17 protein-coding genes and 2 pseudogenes are annotated in these 21,904 nt (G+C 40.2%); 13 read left to right on the top strand and 6 right to left on the bottom strand.

Annotation, left to right across the window (positions count from 1 at the left end; genetic code table 11):
- Window positions 1–617: 617 nt before the first annotated feature.
- The 3 genes and pseudogenes from MCY_RS01335 to MCY_RS01345 form a co-directional block, all read right to left on the bottom strand.
- Window positions 618–1,411, bottom strand: a pseudogene (locus tag MCY_RS01335) (CobW family GTP-binding protein); the annotation flags it as partial.
- Window positions 1,412–1,801: 390 nt separating this feature from the next.
- Window positions 1,802–2,887 carry a D-alanyl-D-alanine carboxypeptidase family protein gene (locus MCY_RS01340; RefSeq protein ID WP_007346573.1) on the bottom strand — a complete coding sequence of 362 codons (1,086 nt, stop codon included), beginning with the start codon at window positions 2,885–2,887 and terminating at the stop codon, window positions 1,802–1,804.
- A 1,379-nt stretch (window positions 2,888–4,266) separates the two neighbouring features.
- Window positions 4,267–5,073 carry a lysophospholipid acyltransferase family protein gene (locus MCY_RS01345; protein WP_050979854.1) on the bottom strand — a complete coding sequence of 269 codons (807 nt, stop codon included), beginning with the start codon at window positions 5,071–5,073 and terminating at the stop codon, window positions 4,267–4,269.
- 130 nt (window positions 5,074–5,203) lie between these two features.
- Between MCY_RS01345 and thiD the strand changes: the two genes are divergently transcribed.
- Together thiD and MCY_RS08990 are read left to right on the top strand one after the other, a co-directional pair.
- Window positions 5,204–6,061, top strand: coding sequence for a bifunctional hydroxymethylpyrimidine kinase/phosphomethylpyrimidine kinase (gene thiD / locus MCY_RS01350; RefSeq protein WP_007346575.1), 858 nt, complete (start codon window positions 5,204–5,206; stop codon window positions 6,059–6,061).
- A gap of 258 nt (window positions 6,062–6,319) precedes the next feature.
- Window positions 6,320–6,617: pseudogene (locus tag MCY_RS08990) on the top strand (phage late control D family protein); the annotation flags it as partial.
- Window positions 6,618–6,775: 158 nt separating this feature from the next.
- On the opposite strand, the gene MCY_RS01355 reads toward MCY_RS08990, so the two are convergent.
- The 3 genes from MCY_RS01355 to MCY_RS01370 all read right to left on the bottom strand — a co-directional run bounded on the left by MCY_RS01355 (window position 6,776) and on the right by MCY_RS01370 (window position 13,858).
- Window positions 6,776–10,816 carry a Vomp family autotransporter gene (locus MCY_RS01355; RefSeq protein ID WP_007346576.1) on the bottom strand — a complete coding sequence of 1,347 codons (4,041 nt, stop codon included), beginning with the start codon at window positions 10,814–10,816 and terminating at the stop codon, window positions 6,776–6,778.
- 1,348 nt (window positions 10,817–12,164) lie between these two features.
- Window positions 12,165–12,479: a hypothetical protein gene (locus MCY_RS01365; RefSeq protein WP_007346578.1), complete on the bottom strand. Its 315-nt coding sequence runs from the start codon at window positions 12,477–12,479 to the stop codon at window positions 12,165–12,167.
- Between the two features lie 851 nt (window positions 12,480–13,330).
- Window positions 13,331–13,858, bottom strand: coding sequence for a helix-turn-helix domain-containing protein (locus MCY_RS01370; protein ID WP_007346579.1), 528 nt, complete (start codon window positions 13,856–13,858; stop codon window positions 13,331–13,333).
- 147 nt (window positions 13,859–14,005) lie between these two features.
- On the opposite strand from MCY_RS01370, the gene MCY_RS01375 reads away from it, so the two are divergent.
- The 11 genes from MCY_RS01375 to MCY_RS01425 all read left to right on the top strand — a co-directional run bounded on the left by MCY_RS01375 (window position 14,006) and on the right by MCY_RS01425 (window position 21,833).
- Entirely contained in the window at window positions 14,006–14,311 is a 306-nt protein-coding gene (locus tag MCY_RS01375) for a helix-turn-helix domain-containing protein (protein WP_007346580.1), read from the top strand.
- 197 nt (window positions 14,312–14,508) lie between these two features.
- A complete protein-coding gene (locus tag MCY_RS01380; protein ID WP_007346582.1) occupies window positions 14,509–14,907 on the top strand; it encodes a hypothetical protein in 399 nt (132 codons plus the stop codon).
- Window positions 14,907–15,845, top strand: coding sequence for a ParB/RepB/Spo0J family partition protein (locus tag MCY_RS01385; protein WP_007346583.1), 939 nt, complete (start codon window positions 14,907–14,909; stop codon window positions 15,843–15,845). The genes MCY_RS01380 and MCY_RS01385 overlap by 1 nt, the downstream gene beginning before the upstream one ends.
- Window positions 15,842–16,300, top strand: coding sequence for a hypothetical protein (locus MCY_RS01390; protein WP_007346584.1), 459 nt, complete (start codon window positions 15,842–15,844; stop codon window positions 16,298–16,300). Before MCY_RS01385 ends, MCY_RS01390 begins: the two co-directional genes overlap by 4 nt.
- A complete protein-coding gene (locus MCY_RS01395) occupies window positions 16,297–18,315 on the top strand; it encodes a transposase domain-containing protein (protein WP_007346585.1) in 2,019 nt (672 codons plus the stop codon). Before MCY_RS01390 ends, MCY_RS01395 begins: the two co-directional genes overlap by 4 nt.
- A 259-nt stretch (window positions 18,316–18,574) precedes the next feature.
- Window positions 18,575–19,606, top strand: coding sequence for an AAA family ATPase (locus MCY_RS01400; protein ID WP_007346586.1), 1,032 nt, complete (start codon window positions 18,575–18,577; stop codon window positions 19,604–19,606).
- Window positions 19,603–19,878: a hypothetical protein gene (locus MCY_RS01405; protein ID WP_007346587.1), complete on the top strand. Its 276-nt coding sequence runs from the start codon at window positions 19,603–19,605 to the stop codon at window positions 19,876–19,878. The genes MCY_RS01400 and MCY_RS01405 overlap by 4 nt, the downstream gene beginning before the upstream one ends.
- Entirely contained in the window at window positions 19,878–20,156 is a 279-nt protein-coding gene (locus MCY_RS01410; RefSeq protein WP_007346588.1) for a hypothetical protein, read from the top strand. Before MCY_RS01405 ends, MCY_RS01410 begins: the two co-directional genes overlap by 1 nt.
- Window positions 20,137–20,763 (top strand): DUF3164 family protein, encoded by a 627-nt coding sequence (locus MCY_RS01415; protein WP_007346589.1) that lies wholly within the window; start codon window positions 20,137–20,139, stop codon window positions 20,761–20,763. The genes MCY_RS01410 and MCY_RS01415 overlap by 20 nt, the downstream gene beginning before the upstream one ends.
- A gap of 22 nt (window positions 20,764–20,785) precedes the next feature.
- Window positions 20,786–21,403: a regulatory protein GemA gene (locus MCY_RS01420; RefSeq protein ID WP_007346590.1), complete on the top strand. Its 618-nt coding sequence runs from the start codon at window positions 20,786–20,788 to the stop codon at window positions 21,401–21,403.
- 7 nt (window positions 21,404–21,410) lie between these two features.
- The gene (locus tag MCY_RS01425; protein WP_007346591.1) at window positions 21,411–21,833 is read left to right on the top strand and encodes a helix-turn-helix domain-containing protein; all 423 of its coding nucleotides are present in this window, start codon (window positions 21,411–21,413) and stop codon (window positions 21,831–21,833) included.
- Window positions 21,834–21,904 lie beyond the last annotated feature (71 nt).

Raw genomic sequence — 21,904 nt, forward strand, 5'->3', positions numbered from 1 at the left:
TTCAATCCATTAGAGAAATATAGGGTTGAGCAGAATATTCAGAACCAAGAATTTGTCCAATGAAGTTATGAAATGAAGCATCTGAAGTGATTTTTAGATGAATTTCAAAAGAAAACAATCCGATTATAGATTAGTAAGTATTAAAAATGCTTATAATAATAATTTGATTTTTAATGGTCCAGTTTAAATCAAAGCTTGTTTCTTTTATCTTAAAATCTGATTGTGGTAAAGTAATCAAAACCATTTTTTACATCCTATGGATTGGATTGATGTGTCAATACAACTCTTAAAGAAAGGGGTAAAATGTCTCTTATGAACGCTTTACAGTGCCAAGTGCTTTCAAAATACGCTAAACTTTCAAGCGTATGATGCTTGTCAGCTTGCATAATATTTATAGAGTAAAGATGGTGAATTTTTTATGTATTTGATGGAGAATTTTACAATATATATAGGTAGTTTCTTGAAATGGAGGCAATGAGTTTTGAGAAACGTTTTTTAAACAAGTGCGTGAGTTTGTCGTACAATAATTTTTCTATTTTTTGTGAGGGGTATGATTATTTTTCAAGTAAAGTTAATATGTTAGTGCTGTATTGTGTTAATATGTAATAATTTTACCTAAGGTTTTGTAGGAGATCTAAAAAACTTTAATGGTGCTGTGGTTTATGGGAATTTTGCAGTTCAGCGAAAAAATGTAAATGGTCTTATGGGGGCATGATTGTACATGATCGTGTGATGCAATTGTAAGATTTTGTTTAAGTTGTGTGTTTTCTTCTTTTTCATTCCATAGTGTGTTATTTATTAATAGATTTGAGCAGAAATCTTCAGAATGGGCGTCAATTATTTGTGCTGTAGGATTAATTGCTTTAAGTGTGTTAAAGAGCCTATTTGAAAGCGTTTGTGAGTTTGTAAGATCTGTTTTGGTGAGAATAATTTTATCAGCAAATATTAATTGTTTATATATTTCAGGATAGCGCTTGCATATGGAAAGCGTACTTAATGTAGCAAATGTTGTAAGAACAGCATTGATGGACAATGTTTGCATAAATCGTGGGTGGCTTAAAAGCATTTGTAAAATGGGGGTGGGGTCAGTCATCCCTGTTGTTTCAATAATAATGTGATGGAGTTGTTTGATCTGTCTTGTTTGAACACGATTTATTAAATCAATTAATGTATCGATGAGATCGCTGCGTAAATTGCAGCATAAGCAACCATTGGGAAGCTCAATAATTCCTTCTGTCGTTTTTTCAATCAGAAGATGGTCAATACTGATTTCACTGAATTCATTGATGATAACAGCATACTCCGTTAAGAGAGGGTCTTTTAACATACGGTTGAGCAAAGTTGTTTTGCCAGAGCCTAAAAAACCCGTAATAAGAGTGAGAGGAATTCGATTTATTTTCATGTTAATCATCAATCGTGGTGTTGTTTTAATAAACATACCTGCAATACATCCAAATCCATTTATAATGGTTATTGTGAAGGATATAATAGTAAATTCTCCGTGAAATCTATTGTAGCACTATTCTTATGCTTATAAAGGTGTTTGTAGGCACTAGCACACATCTCTTTAGCGCCGATGTTACAATAACTTTTGGCTCTGAGCAGAACCTATAGGAGAAATTTTTATACTTTGTTTTAGTTATTTTATCTTCATGCTAATCCACTTTGTGATCTCCAAGAGACAGGTTTTAGTTTCTTCAACAGATACAAATTGGGAATGAGAAAATCTTCCGATATTTGTAGTTTTTACTCAAGGTACAAAGTAATTAATTATGATTATAAATCAACGTGTTGAAATTAATTATAAATTATGGCTTACAGCTTTTTTATAAGAATGGTTTACGCGTCTTTTATAAGGAATATGTTTTTTTTTAGGTGTTTTTGGCGTATGAATGAGGTGTACTGGTAAAGGATGAGAAAAAGAAGGTGGAGCAGTAATAAAAGGTGAGGTGAGAATAATATTTCCTTGATCATCATATGAATTTGCATGCATTTTTATGGCTTCCGGGGTGCATGTTTGTTCTCTCATATTGCTCGCTTGTGTTAATTTGTTACCATAAGGTTTTAGTGTTGCTAGTGTTAATAGAGGGCTTCCTTGATGCAAAAAACCTATTTCAAGAAGTTGTGCAGCTTTTTCTTCCCTTTCACTTATGTTGTTAGCACCTAGAATGACAGCAATAATTGTGCGTTTATTTCGGGTGGCGGAGGCAACGAGATTAAAACCAGAGGCACAAATAAAACCTGTTTTCATACCATCTATACCATAAAAACGGCCAATGAGATTGTTTGAGTTATGCTGGATTTTTTGGTTATTGCCAAAATCAATGGCTGGAATAGAAAAATAATGAGCATATTGTGGAAATTCTCGACGTATTTGGACAGCTAAAAGCGCAATATCACGTGCCGTGGAATAGTTTTGAGGGTCTGGTAAACCACTTGCGTTGGCAAAATGGGTTCCAAACATACCTAAACGTTTAGCTTCGCTATTCATTTTGCGTACAAAAGCCTTCTGGGAACCAGCAACAGCTTCACTCATGGCAATGGCCAAATCATTGGTAGATTTAACCATGGTAATACTTAAGGCTGTATCAAGTGTGAGGACAGAACCAGCTTTATAGCCTGAACTATACGCTGGAGCTTTTGCGGCAGATTCACTGATAGTGATATGTTTATTTGGTGAAATTTCTCCTCGACTCATGCCGCGAAAAATAACATAAGCGGTCATTAATTTTGTTAAGGAGGCTGGATACCAACGCTCAAAGGCTTGGTTATGTTTTAAGATATGTCCCGTTGTAACATCAACAGAAATAAAAGGCTGTGCGAGAGCAGCTGCGCTATACAGACTCAAAACGAAAGAAAAAAATAAATTATAGAAGATACGTTGCATTAATTTAAATAGAGTTCCTTTTTATTCAGTATTTAGAATTATTTTAATGTAGCACACAAAGCTTTGGGATCCAGGATAAACAGGACAGATGGTTAATTGCTGTATTAGATTGTGTTTCAGGAATAAAAACCAACACTCATCTTTATTTTCCCCTTGAATTTGGTTTGATGGCTTAAGTATCTCAAGAAATACTTTTTAAATAATGAAGATTCTTCTAAATTTTAGATTTTTGGGAAGATTGATATTTCCCAGGAGGAAACAAAATGGTATAATCATATATTTTGCTCGCTCTCCTGTTAGGTGTGCTCTTGGTATTTGAGATGATCTATAAGAGGTATTTTTTCCTAATTGCAATAATTTTTTTATCTAAGTTCTTACCTACATACGAACTTTGTTTGAGATAGACAAGGAAGTGGTTTTAATGAGACTTAATATAAAAAGGAGGGGAATGGGACAATTTTATTATATTAGGGGCTATTATTTAAAGAATTATTTATAATTATAAATCAATATATTACACATGAACAACAACATGCTACTCTATTATTTATTTATGTATTTTCTTGAATAAAACAACCCATTAACTTATAATGATAACCAATCATTTTTAATCTGAATCAAAGCTCTGAATATTGTAAGATCTTCTGTCTTTCAAATCTGGTTATATTGCATCAATCAAAATCATACTCTAATACGTACTAATTGGGGTAGTATAGGGATGAAAACACGACAAAAAAAGGCGAAAAATGCCTTTTATGAACACTCTCACGTGTTAAAGGTTGTTGCAATACTCAAAGGTTATCCCAATATCCAAGAGCGTTGCGACAGCTAAAAGCTGGCAAAGTGTGTAATAGTATGCCGGTTTGCTCGCTTGTTAAGCGTAAAGATGAAAGCATTCTATAAATTTTATATTATTCATTCTATAATTTATCTTTTTTCTGAAGGACCTTATCGCTATACTCTTCACGGAAACCATCATGAAATAGGCGGCTCCATTTTAAGATATATCTCTTAAAAAAGAGCATATGTTCCTTATCAAGACACAATTCTCAAAATAGAATATTGTTCTGTTGCTGTTTCACATGCTTATTTAAAAAAATATTTATCAGTCATCATATCTCTATTTAAGATAGTGCCCGTAAGAGGAATAACATTATAGAAAACTTCATTTGTATGTTTATCAAGAAAGATGTTAGCATTCATTATTCACTATCAATGTTGTATTTGTTATTTAAAGGGTTTTAAAGATAGAAAGAATTATTTTTCAAAAATTATATATAGATTGTCTTTTATAATTTCGAATTAGAAAGCTTGAAATATCTCCCTTATATTTTTTCCAGCTCCACTCAATAGACAAAGCAATGTGCTATTTTGATTAATCATTCTATTGTTTCATGATGATTGAATTTTTGAAGTTTTTGAATAGCAGTTGGTGGCATAGGAGGAGGGGTAGGATCTTGAGCTGCTAAGAGAAGTAGTTCATCACACGCTTTTTCAGTTTTTTGAACAAGTTGATCTAGAAAATCACGTTTGTTTAAGCCGGCTTCTATTGGGGGAAGAATACGGACACGAATTTTTCCGGGATAGCGGCGGAAATTATTGCGTGGCCAATATAAACCAGCATTGTGCGCAATAGGGACAACTTGAAGTCCTAATTCATTATAGAGCGCGACAATTCCTGACTTATAGTCTGGTTCTTGACCGGGTTGACGGCGCGTTCCTTCAGGAAAGATTAAAATTTGACGCCCTTGTTTTGCTTTCTCTTTTGCTTTTTGTATGATCGTTTTTAAGGCTTTTATGGGCGTTGTTCGGTTAATGGGGATAATTTGTGTTTTTGCCATATACCAGCCAAACAATGGAATCCACATCAATTCACGTTTTAGAATGAGAGTAGGATCCTCAAAGTAAGGAACAAGACTAAAGGTTTCCCATGCGGATTGATGTTTGGGAGCAATGATATAGGCCCCTCTAGGAAGATTTTCTAAACCTTCAATTTCATAACTTGTGCCAGCGATGTATTTTTGCAAAAAAAGCGTGACGCGTGCCCATGTTTTAGGGACAATCCATGCTTTTTTGCGTGGCATTAAAAAATAAACAGGAGCATAAAGAATCATTTGTATGAAAGTTGTTGTATAAAAAGCGAATGTAAAAAGAACAGAACGAAGGATAAGCACCACATTTTCCATTTTATAGCTACAAGAAGGTTTTGGTATATAATATAATTCAGATGAAAAAACATCTTCTTTATGTTTTTTCAAGTATCTATTTCTTCGGTAAGTTATTTTCTAATATTTAAAAACATAAGGAAAGAGGGTGATGGAATCACAGAAAGATAAATTTTTTATTCCACGGATTTTATCTGTCGCGGGAACAGATCCTTCTGGGGGCGCTGGAATGCAAGCGGATTTGAAAGTTTTTTCAGCTATGAAAACTTATGGTATGAGTGTGGTGACAGCTATTGTTGCACAAAATACTCAAGGCGTACGTTCTTTTAAAGCATTAGATGCTTCTTTTGTTGCAGATCAAATCGATTCTGTTTTTGAAGATATTCATGTTGATGCTGTTAAAATTGGTATGGTAGCAAATGCTCAGATTGCACAGGTTGTTGCAGAACGTCTTGCTTATCATAAAGCACGCTTTATTGTTTTTGATCCAGTTATGGTTGCAAAAAGTGGTGATGTTCTTTTAGAACACGATGCAATTGAAATTATGCGTGATGTTCTTGTGCCAATGTCAACTTTGATCACGCCCAATTTGCCTGAAGCAGAACTGTTATTGGGATGTGCAGTAAAATGGTCTTTAGAGGCTATGTATCAATATGGTCCACAGCTTTTAACGTTAGGTTGTCATGCTGTTTTGTTAAAAGGGGGACATTTGAAGACGCTTACCAGAAACAGTACAGAAAATTATGATTGTTCTAGTCCAGATCTTTATTGTGATTGTGAGGGTATCGTAACTCTTGAAGCTTCACGTATCATAACGACCAATGATCACGGTACGGGTTGTACTCTTGCAGCTGCAGTTGCAGCACTTTTGCCAACAATTCCCTTGATTTGCGCAGTAAAAAAAGCAAAATCTTATCTCAATAATGCTTTGGCGGCTTCAATTGTTTTGCAAGTAGGTAAAGGACGAGGACCACTTCACCATTTTTGTGAACTATGGAATGAAAGATAAAGGAAAATCCTATTGAATATAGCGATTGTTTTGGGATTTATATGTAAACCCTCATTGACAAAACTTTAGCCAATTATTTAGCGGATTATCTCGTAAAATGTAGTGCATCTTTTCATTGGGTTGATTTGCATGATAATTTTTTGCCCATGACAAATCCAGATTATCATCATCAGGTAGAGATTAATCCAAGTTCTGTGGTACGATAGTTTGTAAAAACTATTGCATCGGCGGATAATATTATTCTCGCAAGTCTCCTTTAAGTTTTTATTTTTAAGCGGGGATAATTTACCAGCCCTCACCCTCTATCAACATGATTGTTCAAGTTGGGAATTCATATTAGAGCCACGCACGCAATATGGCACCATTGAAGCTTCTTAATTTTGATCGTTCAAAAGGGCAAGAGTGCCAAGTCAAACATCAAACAGGTTTTAGCGGTCCTGTGCGTCGTCTGCAAATTTGCTACCCTTGTGAAGAGGAAGCATGAGCTGCCGCTGCCTCTGATTCGGATAGGCTTTGCCATGCAGCAGGAAGTGGTTCTTTTAAAGTATTTAGGAGAAATAATTCACCGTAGAGATGAAAGTATAGTTTTTCTGTAACAGTTGCTGAAAAGTTTTGCAGTTGTAGAATTTATATTTTTATTGTGTTCATATGTTTAAAAAATTTTGCCCCTACTTCAAAAAGTAAGGGCAAGCGGGGGTTTTTTAAATTTTATTGTTAATTTAGCGTTAAGCTTAATCCTACACCTACCCCCCACCGCTCTCCGGTACTTGTCACAGATAGATTAGAGCGAATATTTCCATCTTCAGATGTATAACCAGCACCAACGGCAAATGCAGACTGATTGAGCCACATACCACTACCGATTGCAACACTTAACTTTCCTGGTGTATCATTGTAACGTAAGTTAGACACTGCCAAACCAATAGCCGCTGCCTGTCTTGCTTCTTTGCGGACATCCTCAACAGCATAGTTCAACGTCTCAAATTTTATATCTGTATAAGACTTTGCCTCAGCAACACCATTGTGTACAGCATCTTTGATGTGCTCATCCGTATACTTCTTCGCATCATCAAGAACTATCTTCATCTGCTGTTCTGTGTAATTATACAGCTGACCTCCATTGATGGCTTCTTTCGAACCTCCTTCAATCTTTCCATCACCTACATTATTGATCACTACAGGATCACTTTCATTTCCACCAACTAACGTGATCTTATTCGTCTTATGACCATCTTTATCCTTATCATACTTAACTGCTCCATCCGCAGAGACCGCAATATCTTTTAGTTGCTGACCAATACTATCTACCTTGTTTTCAACCTTGCTAACCCTATCATTCGTCTTCCAAAGTTGGCCTCCATTAACAACTTCCTTCGAACCTTCTTCTATAAGACCATCCGCTACATGCTTAATCTTACTATCTTCTCCATTATGACGTCCATCATACCCACGCTCAGATGAATTCCAATTTAAACCATCCGGCGCAACATTCTTGGAAATATCAGTAATACGATCATTGATACGCGACATACTTCCACTTATACCATCAAACGCTGCTGCTACATTATCATAGATCGTCTTCTCATTAGAAGTACCATCATCAAAAAATTGCGTAACTCTGAATGTCGGACCTGTCCATTGGCCATTCTCATACCGAGCCCCACCACCAAAATATGACGCTAGCATATTGCTCATCGAATAAAGCTGCGAGCCATTGACAGCTTCTGTCGAAACTGCAGAAAGCATTCCTGATTTCACACCGGACAAAGTCCGAGATGCTCCATTAGTATTCAAAAGCGTAACTTCTGTACCGCTCTTTTCACCACCAATCGCTATAACATCTGTATCAGCATCTTGCTTAACAAGACTGTCACAAGAAACTTGGCTAATCTCATTCTTAAGTTCTTTATGAATATTCGTGATAGAAGTACCTACACCAGCAAACGCTTTCGCTACATCATCATAACTTTGCTCTTCAATTGTACTACCATCTTCTTTGACTATATGAATCTTGAAGGTTGGATTTATCCATTGGCCATTCTCATACCGAGCCCCACCACCAAAATATGACGCTAGCATATTGCTCATCGAATAAAGCTGCGAACCATTGATTGCATCATGTGAACTCTCATTAATCTGACCATTCGCAACATTATGGAGGCCAACTAAGCTCTTCTCTTTACCACCCAAAGTCACACTCGTATAATCAGTTTTACCATCTTTTTTATCGTAATGGACAACAGATGAATCTTCAGACTGAAGATTGTTGGAAAGATCATTCAAACTTGCATCAAGTTGTGCTTTGTTAACCGCATCAGTATCTTCAGTACCCTTTGCTAAGCCTGTTATCTTTTTACCGCTAGCATCAATACCACCGGTAGTTATTTGTGGGCCATTACTAAGCCTAAGCCCGTCAGCTGTGAGGGTAAGTGATGATTTATTATCATCCTGAAACGTTAATTGGTGTGCCTCAATATTCTTAACAGTAATATCATCCGATAAATCAAAGCTTACAGAGTCATCTTCTTGTTTGAGCTTGATATTCTGTTTATCTTGATGACTAACTGCTACAAAATTTATTGTACTGTTTGGTCCAATCTGCCTTGCATCTCCATTGTTAACAGCAAGATTCCAACCTGTTTTGCTGAGAGTTTCTACAGCTTTCAGCTGCGCAACATTTACGGCATCAGTGTCGTTCGTACCAGCGGAAACACCTACAATCTGTCTGGTTTTACCATTCTTAAAATCACCAATACTGAGCGCACCATACTTAGATTTCCAAATGCTGTCATCTTTATCTGACTTTTTTCCAGTACTAGGATCATATCCTCCAACACCAGCAGCAACATTAGCTAAAGAATTTGCCCCCAAAGCAATACCGCTATCAACTAAGGCGTTTGTGGAACTACCAAGAGAAAGCGCATTTTCAGCGTTTTTGCCAACGCTGGCACGGTCACCAAAAGCAACCGCTCTGTGGGAACCGTTTTCAACTTTTGCTTCTCCACCCAAAACAACTGCATATCGAGCATTTGCATCAATATAGGCACCAGAACCAAGGGCAACCGCATACCCAGACAAAGCTTTTGCATCGGTACCAATAACAACTGAAGAGACGCTCTTAGCTATTGTATTGGCACCAAGAGCAATCGAACCTTTACCGTTAATTTGTGCGTTATGACCAAGAGCAACCCCATCATCAGCAAAGACGGATGCTTTTGTACCTAAGGCAATGCCGTTTAAAGAGCCATTCTGAATATCAGAACTCAACGATTTTACGGATGCGCCATAACCAAAAGCAAGCGCTCCGCTGGAAAGTTTGTCAACGCTGGCTTTGCTACCAAGAGCAATAGAGTTTTCTGCATCAGCTGTAGCATCTGCAAAATCTTTGCCAGTCGTGTTAATTTTTAAACCTTTTATAATCGCTGCTTCTTGTACCGCCTTTAATTGTGCAACGTTGACCGCATCAGTATCTTCAGTACCAGCCGCTACTGCAACAATTTGTCGGGTCATACCGTTTGAAACATTACCAACACTAACGGCACCTGCTGTACTTTTCCATACATGCTCTTTATCACCTTTAATATCTTTTTTGACAGGAACATAACCGGAAATACCAGATTTAACTGAAGCTAAAGAATGTGCTCCTAAAGCAATTCCTGATTCCGCCTCTGCTTGTGATTTTACCCCCAATGCCATAGACATATTAGCAAGTGCAGATGCTTCAGTACCTATAGCTATCGCATTTTCACCGAGTGCCTTGGTGTGCTTAAGGCCTCCGAACTCGCTAATTGGATCATCATCTTTTATAGGATTCAAACTCTGCGGAGAGCCTATTGCAATAGAACCCTTCATCTTAGCTTGTGATGCATAACCTATAGCAATACTCGTCTCTCCTACCCCATTTGCCCCATAACCCAATCCCAGAGCACCTCGCTGCTCTACTCGTGCATAAGGACCAATAGCAATCCCCTGAACCCCATCTTTTGTTATTAGTGCATGGTTACCAATGGCAACGCTACCACCTCTACGGACTTGCGCATTATAACCGATAACAGTGGTCCATCCCAAATGCCGAGTCTCACTAGCAGATACAAACCGTGCCGTCAAATCATCACCAATAAGAACACTATGACTAACGTTTGCATTAATGTCTTGACCTAACATGACAACATGATCACCATTTTTTTCTTGTTTGTCCTCACTACGTATCATGTTCCTGATAAGGTTATTTTGCGAAAAATTGGATACATTAATCATCGTTGTATATTGGCTAGTTTGAGGGAATGACTGGGGAGATAAGCCACCATCCGCCAATAACTTCTGATCAACAATCAATTGCTTATATTGGCCCTCTGTATTTAATGTATTTTTTGATAACTTATTCCTATCGGTTTTTAAAATATTCACAACCGAACGATCATTACTCACCTCAGAAAGGATTTTGATAAGAAAATTCCCATAGTCGCTCCTAGCATTAGCTTTTTCTGCACCTGCTTTATTGAGTACCGTTAAATAATTGTTTTTGGATATACGAGAAGTATTCAAACCAGCAACAGAGATAATACTTTGTGGATACGACACACCAGCACTCTTAACACCTTCAAGAAACGCATTTCTAAAATCAAGATTTGCTGAAAAAATAGGAAATACATTCGATAGAAATATAGCTGCCGTAGCCAACGAAAAAACTTTAACGAAAGAAAAACGAGAAAGTTTTAATTTACTCGCTGTTTGTGTGGCATGTAATTTTTTCATAATAAGCTCTCCGATGAAAAAATTTAAAAACACCTCCAAAACTTAAAAAAGACATATTTTAGCATTATAAACTTTATTGAAATTTGAAGTAGAGGGTAATTGCTTAGGGTGTGAGCGTTTTGAGTCTTTTATCTTCGTTTTGTTTGTGTTTCCTGTGTTGAGACCTAAATTTTTGTCTCTACTTTTATGTTTCGTGGACATAAATGTGACATATTTAGAGTCTAGTAGAGGTTGGTATTTTGTTTTGTCGTGTAATTTAAAAAGGGTTTTGCATATTTAATATTACCGTTTTACTTGATGGTGATTGCTATAAAATGCTTTGCGGAATATTATATTGTATGTCTTTTTGCATGTATGTTTTTTACTTTATTAAAAAGTATTGTTTTCTTAACAATAAGTAAAGTAAAAAAGATTGTAATATTTAAGGATTTTAGTTTCCCTGAGGTGTTTTATTTGTTAGATGTGATTTTTCCTGTTTAAATGGCATATAGTGATATGTATACATCTTTGTGGTGTGTTGTTGTCTTCTACGCATTACTTATTCCCCTTTGAAATACTTATACAATCAAAATGAGTCTTATCAACACGCCTTTTTATACCCCTATAGACTATTCACGAAAATGACAAGATAAAAATATAGCTTTTTAGTAATAGGGATTCTACTGTGCTTTTTTTTCAACAAGAGCGCAGAAAGGTATACTGTAAACTCCTAAGGTTAGCAACACATTGATTTATATATATAATTCACTGTTTTGCATATTGAATTAAAGCCCCGAATATAGTAAGATTTTCTTATTCTAAACCCTCTCAGATTGAATCAATTAATATCACTTTCTTGCACGTCAAAAGCGGGATGAGTGTGTGGATAAAATTTATATAAGAAAGGACTAAAAATGGCTCTTATGAACCGTCTTAATGCAAGATCTGTCGCAACATTGGGGGCTGGCAAATATAATGATGGTGCCGGCTTGTTACAGCACCATTAAGTATTGCACTCATCTCTAGACAACGTACTGTCTAGCTGTGAAATTTTGCCCTTATCTCAATAAAATAAGGGTGGATATACGTACCGATAAAAAAATTGTTTGCTATATCGTCAATTTAGCTTTAGTCTCAAGCCTGCACCTATCCTCCAATGTCCACCAAAACTCGTTGCTGATATATTAGAACGCATCTTACTATCTTCTATCATATAACTAGCACCGATAAAAAGGCAGATTCACCACACCATATACCCATACCAAGAGAGAAATTTAAAGATCCAGGGGTATCAAAATAACTTAAGTTCGATACTGCTAAACCAACAGTTGCTGCCTGTCGTCTGGCCTCTTTCTGAATTGCCTTAATATCAATATTTTAATGCTTCAAATTTCGTATCCGTGTAAGATTTTGCCTCATTAATAACATTACTCATCGCATTATCTATGACATCATCAAAACGTTTATCTGTGTATTTTTTTGTGTCATCAAGAACTGTCTTCATCTGCTCTTTAGGGTAATCATACAATCGTTCACCATTGATAGCTTCTTTTGAACCATTTTCAATGTGCCTTTCAGCAACATTGTCTATTAATACGGGATCACTTTCATTTCCACCAATTAAGCTGATTTTATTGGTCTTATTGCCTTTCTCATCTTTATCATATTTAACTGCTCCATCCACTACACTGGCAATATCTTTTACACGCCTATCAATACCCTCTACCTTGTTTTCAACCTTGTTAACCCTATCATTTGTTAGCCAAAGTTAGCTTCTATTGATGGCATCTTTCGAATCTTTCTTTATTTTATCATCTTCTACATGTGTAATCTTACTGTCCTACCCCTGATAATGTGCGTCATATGCTTTTTCATCCTCATTCTAATTTAAACCACTCAACGTAACACTATTGAATTGTGCAACATGGAATTTGGGGGCTATCCGTTTTCCGTCTTTATATTCAGCACGACCACCAAAATACGTGGCAAGCTTATTACTCATCGAATAAAGCTGGGAACCATTGATTGCAGCCCTTGAGTCTTCAGAAATTCCATCCTTGGCAAGAAAGCTAATTGTAGTTTGACAGTAGGTTTTGCATTAAGTGGGAATAGGTGGGATTAGTTAGGAATACGTGATAATTTATTGTTTTTATGTACAAAATTTAGCATTAAAAGCGCGTTTTGTCAAAATAGATTTTGACACCTAAAATGGTCAAAAAACGCGAAAAATGGTAAAAAGCGCGTTTTCATGGTAAAAGTAAGAGAAAGCTTTGAAAGGTCTTTGAAAATCCTTTGAAGATTTTTAAAAAGTCTGTGAAAGCCCAGAAAACCGCCTTTGAAGACCCTTTGAAAAAAATCAATCCAAAAGTTCAATTGATTCCAAAATCAAATAAAAATGACCCAAAAAGCAAAAAAGATTTTCACCTATTGATGATTATCTATTTTTATAGGTAAAATATAATTATAAATCAAATAGTTATATAATTTTTCTAATGTAAAAAGATTTTCATATCGAGTTTTGATTTTAGAGGGGCATTAAGCCGTATCTTGTGTGGTTTCTAGATGTGCACTTTCAGCCTCGATTTGACGCTTTAAATGCAATTTTAGAAGAGGCAAAGTAAGTTCGACTTCCTCTGTGTCGTTGATGTTTTGAACAAGCTCTTGCAGTTTTCCATAAAGCTCTGCCGCTAATTCCGCTATATCTTCAGGGGGGAGTTTTATATTTGCATCGCGATAGGTTGTATAAGCTATGCGACCAAGTTTTTTCATCAGTCCAGCAGGAATGGTGGGTGGAGAGATATTGAAAGTCCGAGTCATCATCATGTCTACAAACATTCCATCTTCACCAGTCAAAAGCCAATTCAGATTCACTCCAAATTTTTCTTTATATGATGATAAAACGGTTGCATCTGGAGTTCTATCACCGCGTTCGTAATTTCCAAGCCCTTGAATACTGATACCAATTTTAAGAGAAAATATATCACGAGATAAGCCCACAAGCTTTCTAACCTCTGTGAGTCGTTTTGCTAATGCGGTTTTTGGCTCATTTTTTTGTCGTGTCATATTATAAATGTCTACAAATGGGGTTGATTAATGTTCCATTTGTATATATATCTTTAATTACCGCCCGCTATTGAGGGCGTTTATTGTACATTTAACCCCACAAAAAACGGATGGTTTGAGCATCCGTTTAAAGCAGGAGCGAAAGTTATGACAACCACACAAACATGCATGCAAGTATGGGATCGCCATAGTATTTTAGCCGAGCTACGCCGCCGTAACATGACCTTGGCGGAGCTCGCGAAAGCTTATCAACTCCCGTCATCCAGCGTTCAACATATCTGGACACGACCCAACGAGAAAGCCGAACGCGCTATTGCCGACTTTATCGGTTTGCCCGTTGAGCAGGTTTTCTCCGACCGCTACCCCAAAAGTCGCCGTCGCATTTTTAAAGCAGCAAAACACGCTCATACAGATTCGGTAACACAGTCCGCATTGCGCGGTAATGCTGCTTGAACTTCGTTACACGGCTTTGCGTGTGTCATACGCATTTGCCATGAATTTAAATACCATAAGATAAAAAGGTTTATCAATGTCTAAAGATCAATACGAAATAGGCAAGATAAATTGCATAGCGTTGCATCATGGAGCAGCCGATTGGATGGGTTGTTTTTTAAGATTAGCTGGTCAAGTTTTCTTTATCGGGGGTGGTTATGGTTGCTGCTTATAATTTATGGGCTCCCGAGGCAAAAAGAGAAATTCTTAATCCTTATTCAGAAGCTGAACGTTTGGAAGCCATGCTTGCCTGTTCTTTTAAGGCGGTGAGTGGCGGATTTAAACATTTGCCGATCCGGTATATTATAGACCCTCCGCATGGCTTATTTGATGCGGCGTTAGCACGACAGATTGTTATTCATATTTTGCATTATCAGTTTGAGGTGCCGCGTCGGCGTCTTGTTGCCATGCAAGAGCGTGAACGCACGGCTGTTGCTCGTTCTTTGCGTACAATTAATCGGCGTTTGGAAGAACCTATTTTCGCGAAAGCCTATCGAAGATGGGCAGGACGTGCGATGGATTTGTTCTTTAAAGAGATCAGAAAGGCAGCGGGGTGATGGCACAGTTTCAAGAGATTGCTTTAGATTTGATTGTGGTGCCGGAGTGTATACGCCCTGTGGATGATGAGCATGCCAAGGCACTTGCGCAATCGATGGCGCGGGAGGGATTGATGAATCCGATTACGGTGCGCCATACGCCCAATGCTAAGGAAGGCAATTACACGCTGATTGCTGGTGCGCATCGGCTGAGGGCTGCAGAGCTTTTGGGTTATAGCAAAATTGATGCGGTTGTGGTGAAAGCGGATAAGGACAATGCTGCGCTTTTAGAGGTTGCGGAAAACCTCTTTCGCAATGAATTATCAGTGATTGATCGTGCGCTTTTTGTCCAGACGTATCGCGAGTTGTGGGAAAAGAAGTATGGGGAAATTAAACGTGGCGGTGACCACGGTAATCAATATACAAAGGACAAAGTGGCAAAGGTGCAAGTTGCACCTTTGCCAAAAGATGGTTCTTCAGGGCATCATGAAACTGGGTGTGAAGGGAACGAAGTGGCAAAGGGTCAAGTTGACTCTTTGCCAAATGATGGTGCTTTAAATGGTAAAGTGCAAAGTTTGCACTTTGCCAAACATGTGGCGGACCGCATTGGTTTCTCTCAAGATGTCGTGAAACGTCTCAACTGTATTTCTAAGCATTTACAGCCGGAGTTGCGGTCTGTTTTGCGTGGGACGGCCTTGGCAGATAATCAAGCGCAGTTGTTAAAGCTTGCGAAGATGGAGCCGGTTTCGCAACGGCGGGTGGCGATTGCTTTGCAACAGGTTGAGGGGAATTTGCGGCGGGCTGTTGATTTGATCAATGGGGTTAATACGCCACCGCAAATCAATGAACAGGAACGGATTTTTGCTCAATTGTTGGGTGTGTGGCAGAGAGCAGATGCGCAGACAAAGGCGCGGTTTTGTGATTACCTTGCAAGAGAACGGGGGGAAGAGCAGGCATGAAGACGCGTGGTTCCCATCAACTTGATTTTTTTCAAAAGCCCGTTTTTCCTTGTCGTGAACCGGTGGCGCAGATTGATTTGGGGCGGTTTCGTTCTCGTATCAAGCGCGCTATGGCACGGGCTTTGAGAGAATGCCGGCATGAGCGCAGTGTGATAGCCGAGCGTATGGCGCATTATTTAGGGATTGCTTGTTTAAGTAAGGCGAGTTTGGATGCTTATGTGGCAGAAAGTAAGCAGGTTGATATTTCTTTGCCGCGTTTTAAAGCCTTTGTGCGGGCAACAGAAGCCTATTGGCTTTGGGATGAGGTGGTGAGTGAAGATGGATTGTTGCTTTTGCAAGGGGATGAGGCGCGTTTAGCAGAGATTGCGCGCCTCCAGCAGGAACAGCGTGAGATTGCGGCGCAATTGAAAGCCATGCGTGCAACGCCGGTGCAAATTAAACGGGGGCAGTCATGAAGGAATGGTTTACTATTGCTGAATTAGCTGAGGCGGCTTTGCCAGGGTTGCCATCGACCTATAAAAGTCTTGAAAACCATGGACGAGCATATTGGAGAAAAAATGCTGAGCTTTCAAGGAAAGTGGGAGGCAAAACGAAGCCGGTTTGGGAGTATCACATTTCCTTATTACCGGAGGGGGCACGGACGGCATTGTTGGTGCGCTGTGGTGGGGGGTGTGTTGCGCAACAAAGTCAAGGTGAGAAGAAAGCTGAGCAACGTGATCAAAAGACAAGTGTTTGGGAGCGTTATGAAGGGCTTTCAAAGGCGCATAAAAGACGTTGTGAAGAGCGTTTGAAGGCACTTTGTTCTATGGATGATTTGCTTCAAGCAGGTATGGGTGTGCATGATGCGGCAAGTTTGTGTGCGGTGCAATTTGGTGTGAGTTGCAGATCACTTTTTCATTGGCGGCAGATGGTGGAAGGGTATGAACGCCCTGATTGGTTGGCAGCCTTAGCACCTTGTTATGGTGAGGAGAATGTTTCGCAATTTGCGCCGTGTCATGAGGGGGCATGGGAGGTTTTGTGTTCGGATTATTTGCGTTCGTCCCGCCCTGCTTTTTCGGCCTGTTATCGACGTATGGTGATGGTGGCGCGTGAGAAAGGGTGGGCGCCCATTCCTTCAGAGCGGGCGTTACGCCGGCGTTTTAAAGCGCAAGTTTCCAAAGCGGTTGTGGTGTTGGCGCGTGAGGGAGAGGAGAAGGCCAAGAAGCTTTATCCGGCACAACGGCGTGATCGCTCGAGTTTGCATGCACTGCAAGCGGTGAATATGGATGGGCATAAGCTGGATGTTTTTGTGAGCGTTCCTTGGGAGCAAAAACCTGTGCGGCTTTATTTGATAGCGATACAAGATCTTTATTCAGGCAAGATTTTATCGTGGCGTTTGTCGGATGCGGAGAGTTGGGAAATCGTGCGTTTGGTGATTGGGGACATGGTAGAGGCTTATGGGATACCGGAGCGCATGACCTTGGATAATGGGCGTGCTTTTACCAGCAAGTGGATTTCTGGGGGCGTGCAAAATCGCTTTCGCTTTAAAATTAAGCCGGATGATCCGCAGGGGCTTTTGACGAGTTTGGGTGTGCAATTGCACTGGACGACCCCTTATAGTGGACAGTCGAAACCGATTGAGCGGGCATGGCGTGATTTGGCAGAAGCGATTTCTAAACACCCTTTTTGTGCTGGGGCTTATACGGGCAATAAGCCGGATGCGAAGCCTGAAGATTATGGAAAACGTGCGATAGGATTTGAAGAATTCAAAACCCATGTTGGGGCGCAGATTGTGGCGCATAATGGTCAAGCAGGGCGCAAGGCGTTCAATTGTGCGGGGCGCAGTTTTGATGAGACTTTTGCAGAAAGTTTGACAGCAGAGGGGACGATTATTCGGCAGGCAACGGCAGCACAGCGTGCTTTATGGCTTTTGACTTCAGAAGCATTGCGCACGCAAAAGGGCACAGGGGAGATCCATTTTTATGGCAACCGTTATTGGGCGCGGGCGTTGAATGAGTATGCGGGGAAGAGGGTGATTGTACGCTTTGATCCGGATCATTTGCACCAAGATTTGCGGGTTTATGATTTGAACAATCGGTTGCTTTGCATGGCAGCGTGTCTTGCGGATGTGGGCTTTTATGACCAGCAGGCAGCGCGTTTGAATAGGCGTTTGCGTAAAGAATATGTGAAGGCAGTTAAAGCAGAAAAACAGTTGGCAGCAAAGCTTGCGCCTGATCACTTGGCTGATGTTTATAGGCGCCTTGAACGAAAGGAAGATGGTTCAAAATCCAAGCCTGTTGTTAAGCCAAAGGTTAGCCGCTTGATGCCAAACCATGCGGGGAATTTGGCTTTGAAAGCCAATAGCTGTGAAGATTTAGGGGATGATGAAGCTTTGGGGGCTCGAGAATTTAGTCAACATTTGCACAAAGCTTTAAGACGGCTTTCTGCCTCTGATGAGGGGCGTGAAGTGATAAAGTTTCCTAAACGATAGGAAAGGAAGGGGGGGGAGGAATCTTATCCATTTCAAAGTCTAATCAATACATGAAGTTTCTAGGTATCTTTGCCTGATCGGGTGAGATACGTGGAGTTAGCAAGTTCCCCGATGTGTGAGAAAGAGAGGGGAATTTGTAAGGGAGCCGGTTTTGTATCGCGTACGGCTTTAGAGTAAAAAATGGGTAGGTGGGAGCCTACCCATTCAATAAAATCTAAAATTAATACGAATCTAGATCAATACGAGAGGGAGATTATAGATGAAAAACGCGATAAATGCAACGGTCGATAAAAATCCTTGGGCGCGACCTAAAATCCAGCCCAGTGTAACAGCCCCAAACCGCAATAGTGATGATATTGCTTTATGGAATGAGCTTGTGGATGCGGTGAGAGCTTTGGCACAAATGAATGATTGGACGAAAGCAGAGGTGGCGCGGCGCATAGGGATGCCTGATGGGACGTTTTCGCAGTGGTATGCGGGCAGTTATGCGGGGCAATTGGGTAAGCAGAATGCGAAGGTTCAACAATGGGTTGAGGCTTTAAAAGAGACAGCAGGGTTTTTGGAGAAGATTCCTGAAAAGCCTGCCTTTCAAAAGAATCGTATAGCGAGTGAGATCATTGATACTTTAACACTAGCACAAAGTACGGGGGACATGGTGATGATTACGCTTGATGCGGGCAATGGCAAGACAGAAACCTGCCGGCATTACCGCGCAACTCGCCCGCATGTTTACCTTGTGACGGCAAGCCCGCATACGCGTAGTGTTCATGGAATTTTGAATGATATGGCAGCAGAATTGGAAGTGGTGGAATATAATCCTACCCGCTTAACGCGTGCGATTGGCAAGAGATTAGAGCGTGTGGGAGGTGGGACACTGCTGATTGTGGATGAAGCGCAAAATTTAACGGATGAAGCCATTAATCAATTGCGCCACTTTGTTGATATCAATGGTACTGGGTTGGCTTTGGTGGGCAATGATGAGATTTCAGGGCGTTTGGTGCATCGTCAAAATGGTCCTTCTTATGCGCAAATTAAAAGCCGCTTGGCGATGCATTTAAAACGTCGCAAGCCTTATAGCGAAGATATTGCCGCGCGCATTCATGATTGGGGGATTGAAGATGTTGGTGCGATAAAGTTTTTGACTGGTATTGGCTTAAAAGCTGGTGCTTTGCGGCAAATTGACAAGACGATGATGTTAGCACGTATGGCAGCGCTTGGAGATGGGAGTGAGGTGACGTTGAAACATGTCAAAGCGGCGTGGAAAAACCGCGATGTGGAGGAATTGGCATGAGCTCGATAAGCAATAGAGAATTATCGAATACGCTTGTTGGTCTTTATGATGATTATCAACGGGGTTTGGATATTGGAGAGCCGCTTAAATTGTGTGTTGATTTGGCGTTATCACTTGAATTGGAACTGAGTATTCACCGCTTAAGCGAAGCCGATGCAGTTTTGGAGGGGCAAGTGTTGGAAGCTTTACGTTATAGCCAAGCGTCTCATTCCAAGAGTGATGATGGTGAGAGAGGGAGAGTTATTCCTATGGATTTTGGAGGAGGCAAATAATGGAACGGAATCCTTATATGGTGAGAGATTGCTTGGTTGCTTTGCGCTCTGCTTTACTCAAGCATGAAATGAATGGCATTTTTCTGAGTGCGAAAGATGTTCGAGAATTGAATGATTATTTGCGTCGTCTTGCGGGCTATAACCATGTTTTAGGTCATGAGCTTTTGCGGTATCGTTGGCAAATAAAAGCGGGATGTGCGCCTGCTTCAGGGGAAGTTGTGCCGTTTCGTCGGTTTCAAGAAAAAAAGGAGGAAGATCATGGTGAATCCACAAATTGAGCTTGAGGGTAAGCGTTATATGAAAGATGCGAAAGGGGCCTTGGTGCCGGTGGATATGATTCGTCCTGCGGATTTGCTCGAAGATGAAACGGTGCGTAAGGTCATGGGGTATGCGAAGGAGTTATCGGCAAGGATTGCGCGTTTTAACAGCCATACGCTTGCGGATTTGAGTGCTTTTGATCGTTTACTTGCGCAGGAATATGGTGTGGAGCGTCGTGGTAAAAAGGGCAATTGCACGTATACGAGCTTTGATGGTTTGCAGCGCATTAAGGTGCAGGTACAAGAAAGCTTTGATTTTGGACCCCAATTGCAAATTGCCAAAAGCCTTCTTGATGAGTGTTTGAATGAATGGTCTGCGGATGCGCGCCCTGAAATCCGTGCGATTATTACGCGTGCTTTTAACACGGATAAAGAAGGCAAGGTGAATCGAGGGGAAATCTTTATGCTGTTGCGTTTGGCTATTGATGATCCCCGTTGGAAGGAAGCGATGCGGGCTATTCGCGAAGCCATTCGTGTGACGACATCTAAGGAATATGTGCGTTTTTATGAGCGTGATACATTGGAAAGCCCTTGGCGGGCTGTGACGCTTGATTTAGCCAAGACATAAAGGGAATTAGTAAAGGGATACCATGTCTTTAGCGGCTATTCATATGGGCAAACGCGCGTTAGGTCTTGATGATGAGACTTATCGCGCCCTGCTCTATCGCTTGACGGGCAAGCAATCGGCGAAAGATTTGAATTTTTCAGAAAAGCACTTGGTTATCGCTGAAATGAAAGCGTTTGGTTTTGAGCCGAATGGGAAGCGTTTAGAGGGAAAATATGCCAAGAAGCTCCAGGCGCTCTGGATTGCTGGGTGGAATCTTGGCATTATTCGTGATCGTTCAGACAAGGCGTTGCTTGCCTTTGTGAAAAGACAGACAGGGATTGATCATATTCGTTTTTTACGGGATAGCGATGATGCGAGCAAAGCCATTGAGGCGTTAAAGGGTTGGTTGCAGCGTGAGGGTGGGGTTGACTGGAGAGAAAAAAACCGCCAAGATTCATGGGGTAGAAACCTAAGTCTTTGTATTTTGTGTGCCCAATGGAAGGGTTTAAATCAAAGTGCCTTGTTTGATGTGGAAGCTTTTCATCAAAGTGTTATGGCGGTGAGCGGTCAAGCTTTGAGCAAGATGAGTGGGGGCGATTTTATACGTGTTATGAATGTTTGGGGGCGGAAAATCCGTAAAGGTGTTAAAAGCGAGGGGTAAGCTGGTCATGGAAGATGAAGATTATCACCATTTTCCCCTTATATTACGTGAAATAGCTGAGGTTGCTGGTTGTGAGACAGCATGGAATATGGTTCGGGCTTTTGGTGGACGACAAGTTTATATACCCGGACGTCTTGAGAATGCGGATTGGTTGATTGAAATTGTAGGTTTTGAGGAGGCGGAGCAACTTATTCGTTACTTTTGTTTTAATGGTTCGGGGGTGCGTCTTCTTATTCCTCTTTGTACCTATGTATCCCGTCGGCAAAAAATGATAAAAGCCTTGCAAAAGGGCTGGTCTGCGGATGATGCGGCGGCTGTTTCTGGCATGCATGTGCGTACAGCTTATCGCTTGAAGAAGAAAATATCTTCTTTAGCTTCAGAAGATTTTTTATTTCCAGAATTGAATGAGTCTATAATTTCATCCTCTTAACGCTTCATTATGGCCTGGCAGTTTTCTTGTTATGCCGTAACATAGCGTCCTGAGATTGGTGAGGACAGGAC

The sequence above is a fragment of the Bartonella rattimassiliensis 15908 genome (genome assembly GCF_000278215.1).
In the GTDB taxonomy this organism is placed as follows: Bacteria; Pseudomonadota; Alphaproteobacteria; order Rhizobiales; family Rhizobiaceae; genus Bartonella; species Bartonella rattimassiliensis.

Bases quoted from the DNA above. Each gene is read 5' to 3' on its own strand.
- MCY_RS01340 (WP_007346573.1), bottom strand. From the start codon at position 2,887: ATGCAACGTATCTTCTATAATTTATTTTTTTCTTTCGTTTTGAGTCTG.
- MCY_RS01345 (WP_050979854.1), bottom strand. From the start codon at position 5,073: ATGGAAAATGTGGTGCTTATCCTTCGTTCTGTTCTTTTTACATTCGCT.
- thiD (WP_007346575.1), top strand. From the start codon at position 5,204: ATGGAATCACAGAAAGATAAATTTTTTATTCCACGGATTTTATCTGTC.
- MCY_RS01355 (WP_007346576.1), bottom strand. From the start codon at position 10,816: ATGAAAAAATTACATGCCACACAAACAGCGAGTAAATTAAAACTTTCT.
- MCY_RS01370 (WP_007346579.1), bottom strand. From the start codon at position 13,858: ATGACACGACAAAAAAATGAGCCAAAAACCGCATTAGCAAAACGACTC.
- MCY_RS01375 (WP_007346580.1), top strand. From the start codon at position 14,006: ATGACAACCACACAAACATGCATGCAAGTATGGGATCGCCATAGTATT.
- MCY_RS01380 (WP_007346582.1), top strand. From the start codon at position 14,509: ATGGTTGCTGCTTATAATTTATGGGCTCCCGAGGCAAAAAGAGAAATT.
- MCY_RS01385 (WP_007346583.1), top strand. From the start codon at position 14,907: ATGGCACAGTTTCAAGAGATTGCTTTAGATTTGATTGTGGTGCCGGAG.
- MCY_RS01390 (WP_007346584.1), top strand. From the start codon at position 15,842: ATGAAGACGCGTGGTTCCCATCAACTTGATTTTTTTCAAAAGCCCGTT.
- MCY_RS01395 (WP_007346585.1), top strand. From the start codon at position 16,297: ATGAAGGAATGGTTTACTATTGCTGAATTAGCTGAGGCGGCTTTGCCA.
- MCY_RS01400 (WP_007346586.1), top strand. From the start codon at position 18,575: ATGAAAAACGCGATAAATGCAACGGTCGATAAAAATCCTTGGGCGCGA.
- MCY_RS01405 (WP_007346587.1), top strand. From the start codon at position 19,603: ATGAGCTCGATAAGCAATAGAGAATTATCGAATACGCTTGTTGGTCTT.
- MCY_RS01410 (WP_007346588.1), top strand. From the start codon at position 19,878: ATGGAACGGAATCCTTATATGGTGAGAGATTGCTTGGTTGCTTTGCGC.
- MCY_RS01415 (WP_007346589.1), top strand. From the start codon at position 20,137: ATGGTGAATCCACAAATTGAGCTTGAGGGTAAGCGTTATATGAAAGAT.
- MCY_RS01420 (WP_007346590.1), top strand. From the start codon at position 20,786: ATGTCTTTAGCGGCTATTCATATGGGCAAACGCGCGTTAGGTCTTGAT.
- MCY_RS01425 (WP_007346591.1), top strand. From the start codon at position 21,411: ATGGAAGATGAAGATTATCACCATTTTCCCCTTATATTACGTGAAATA.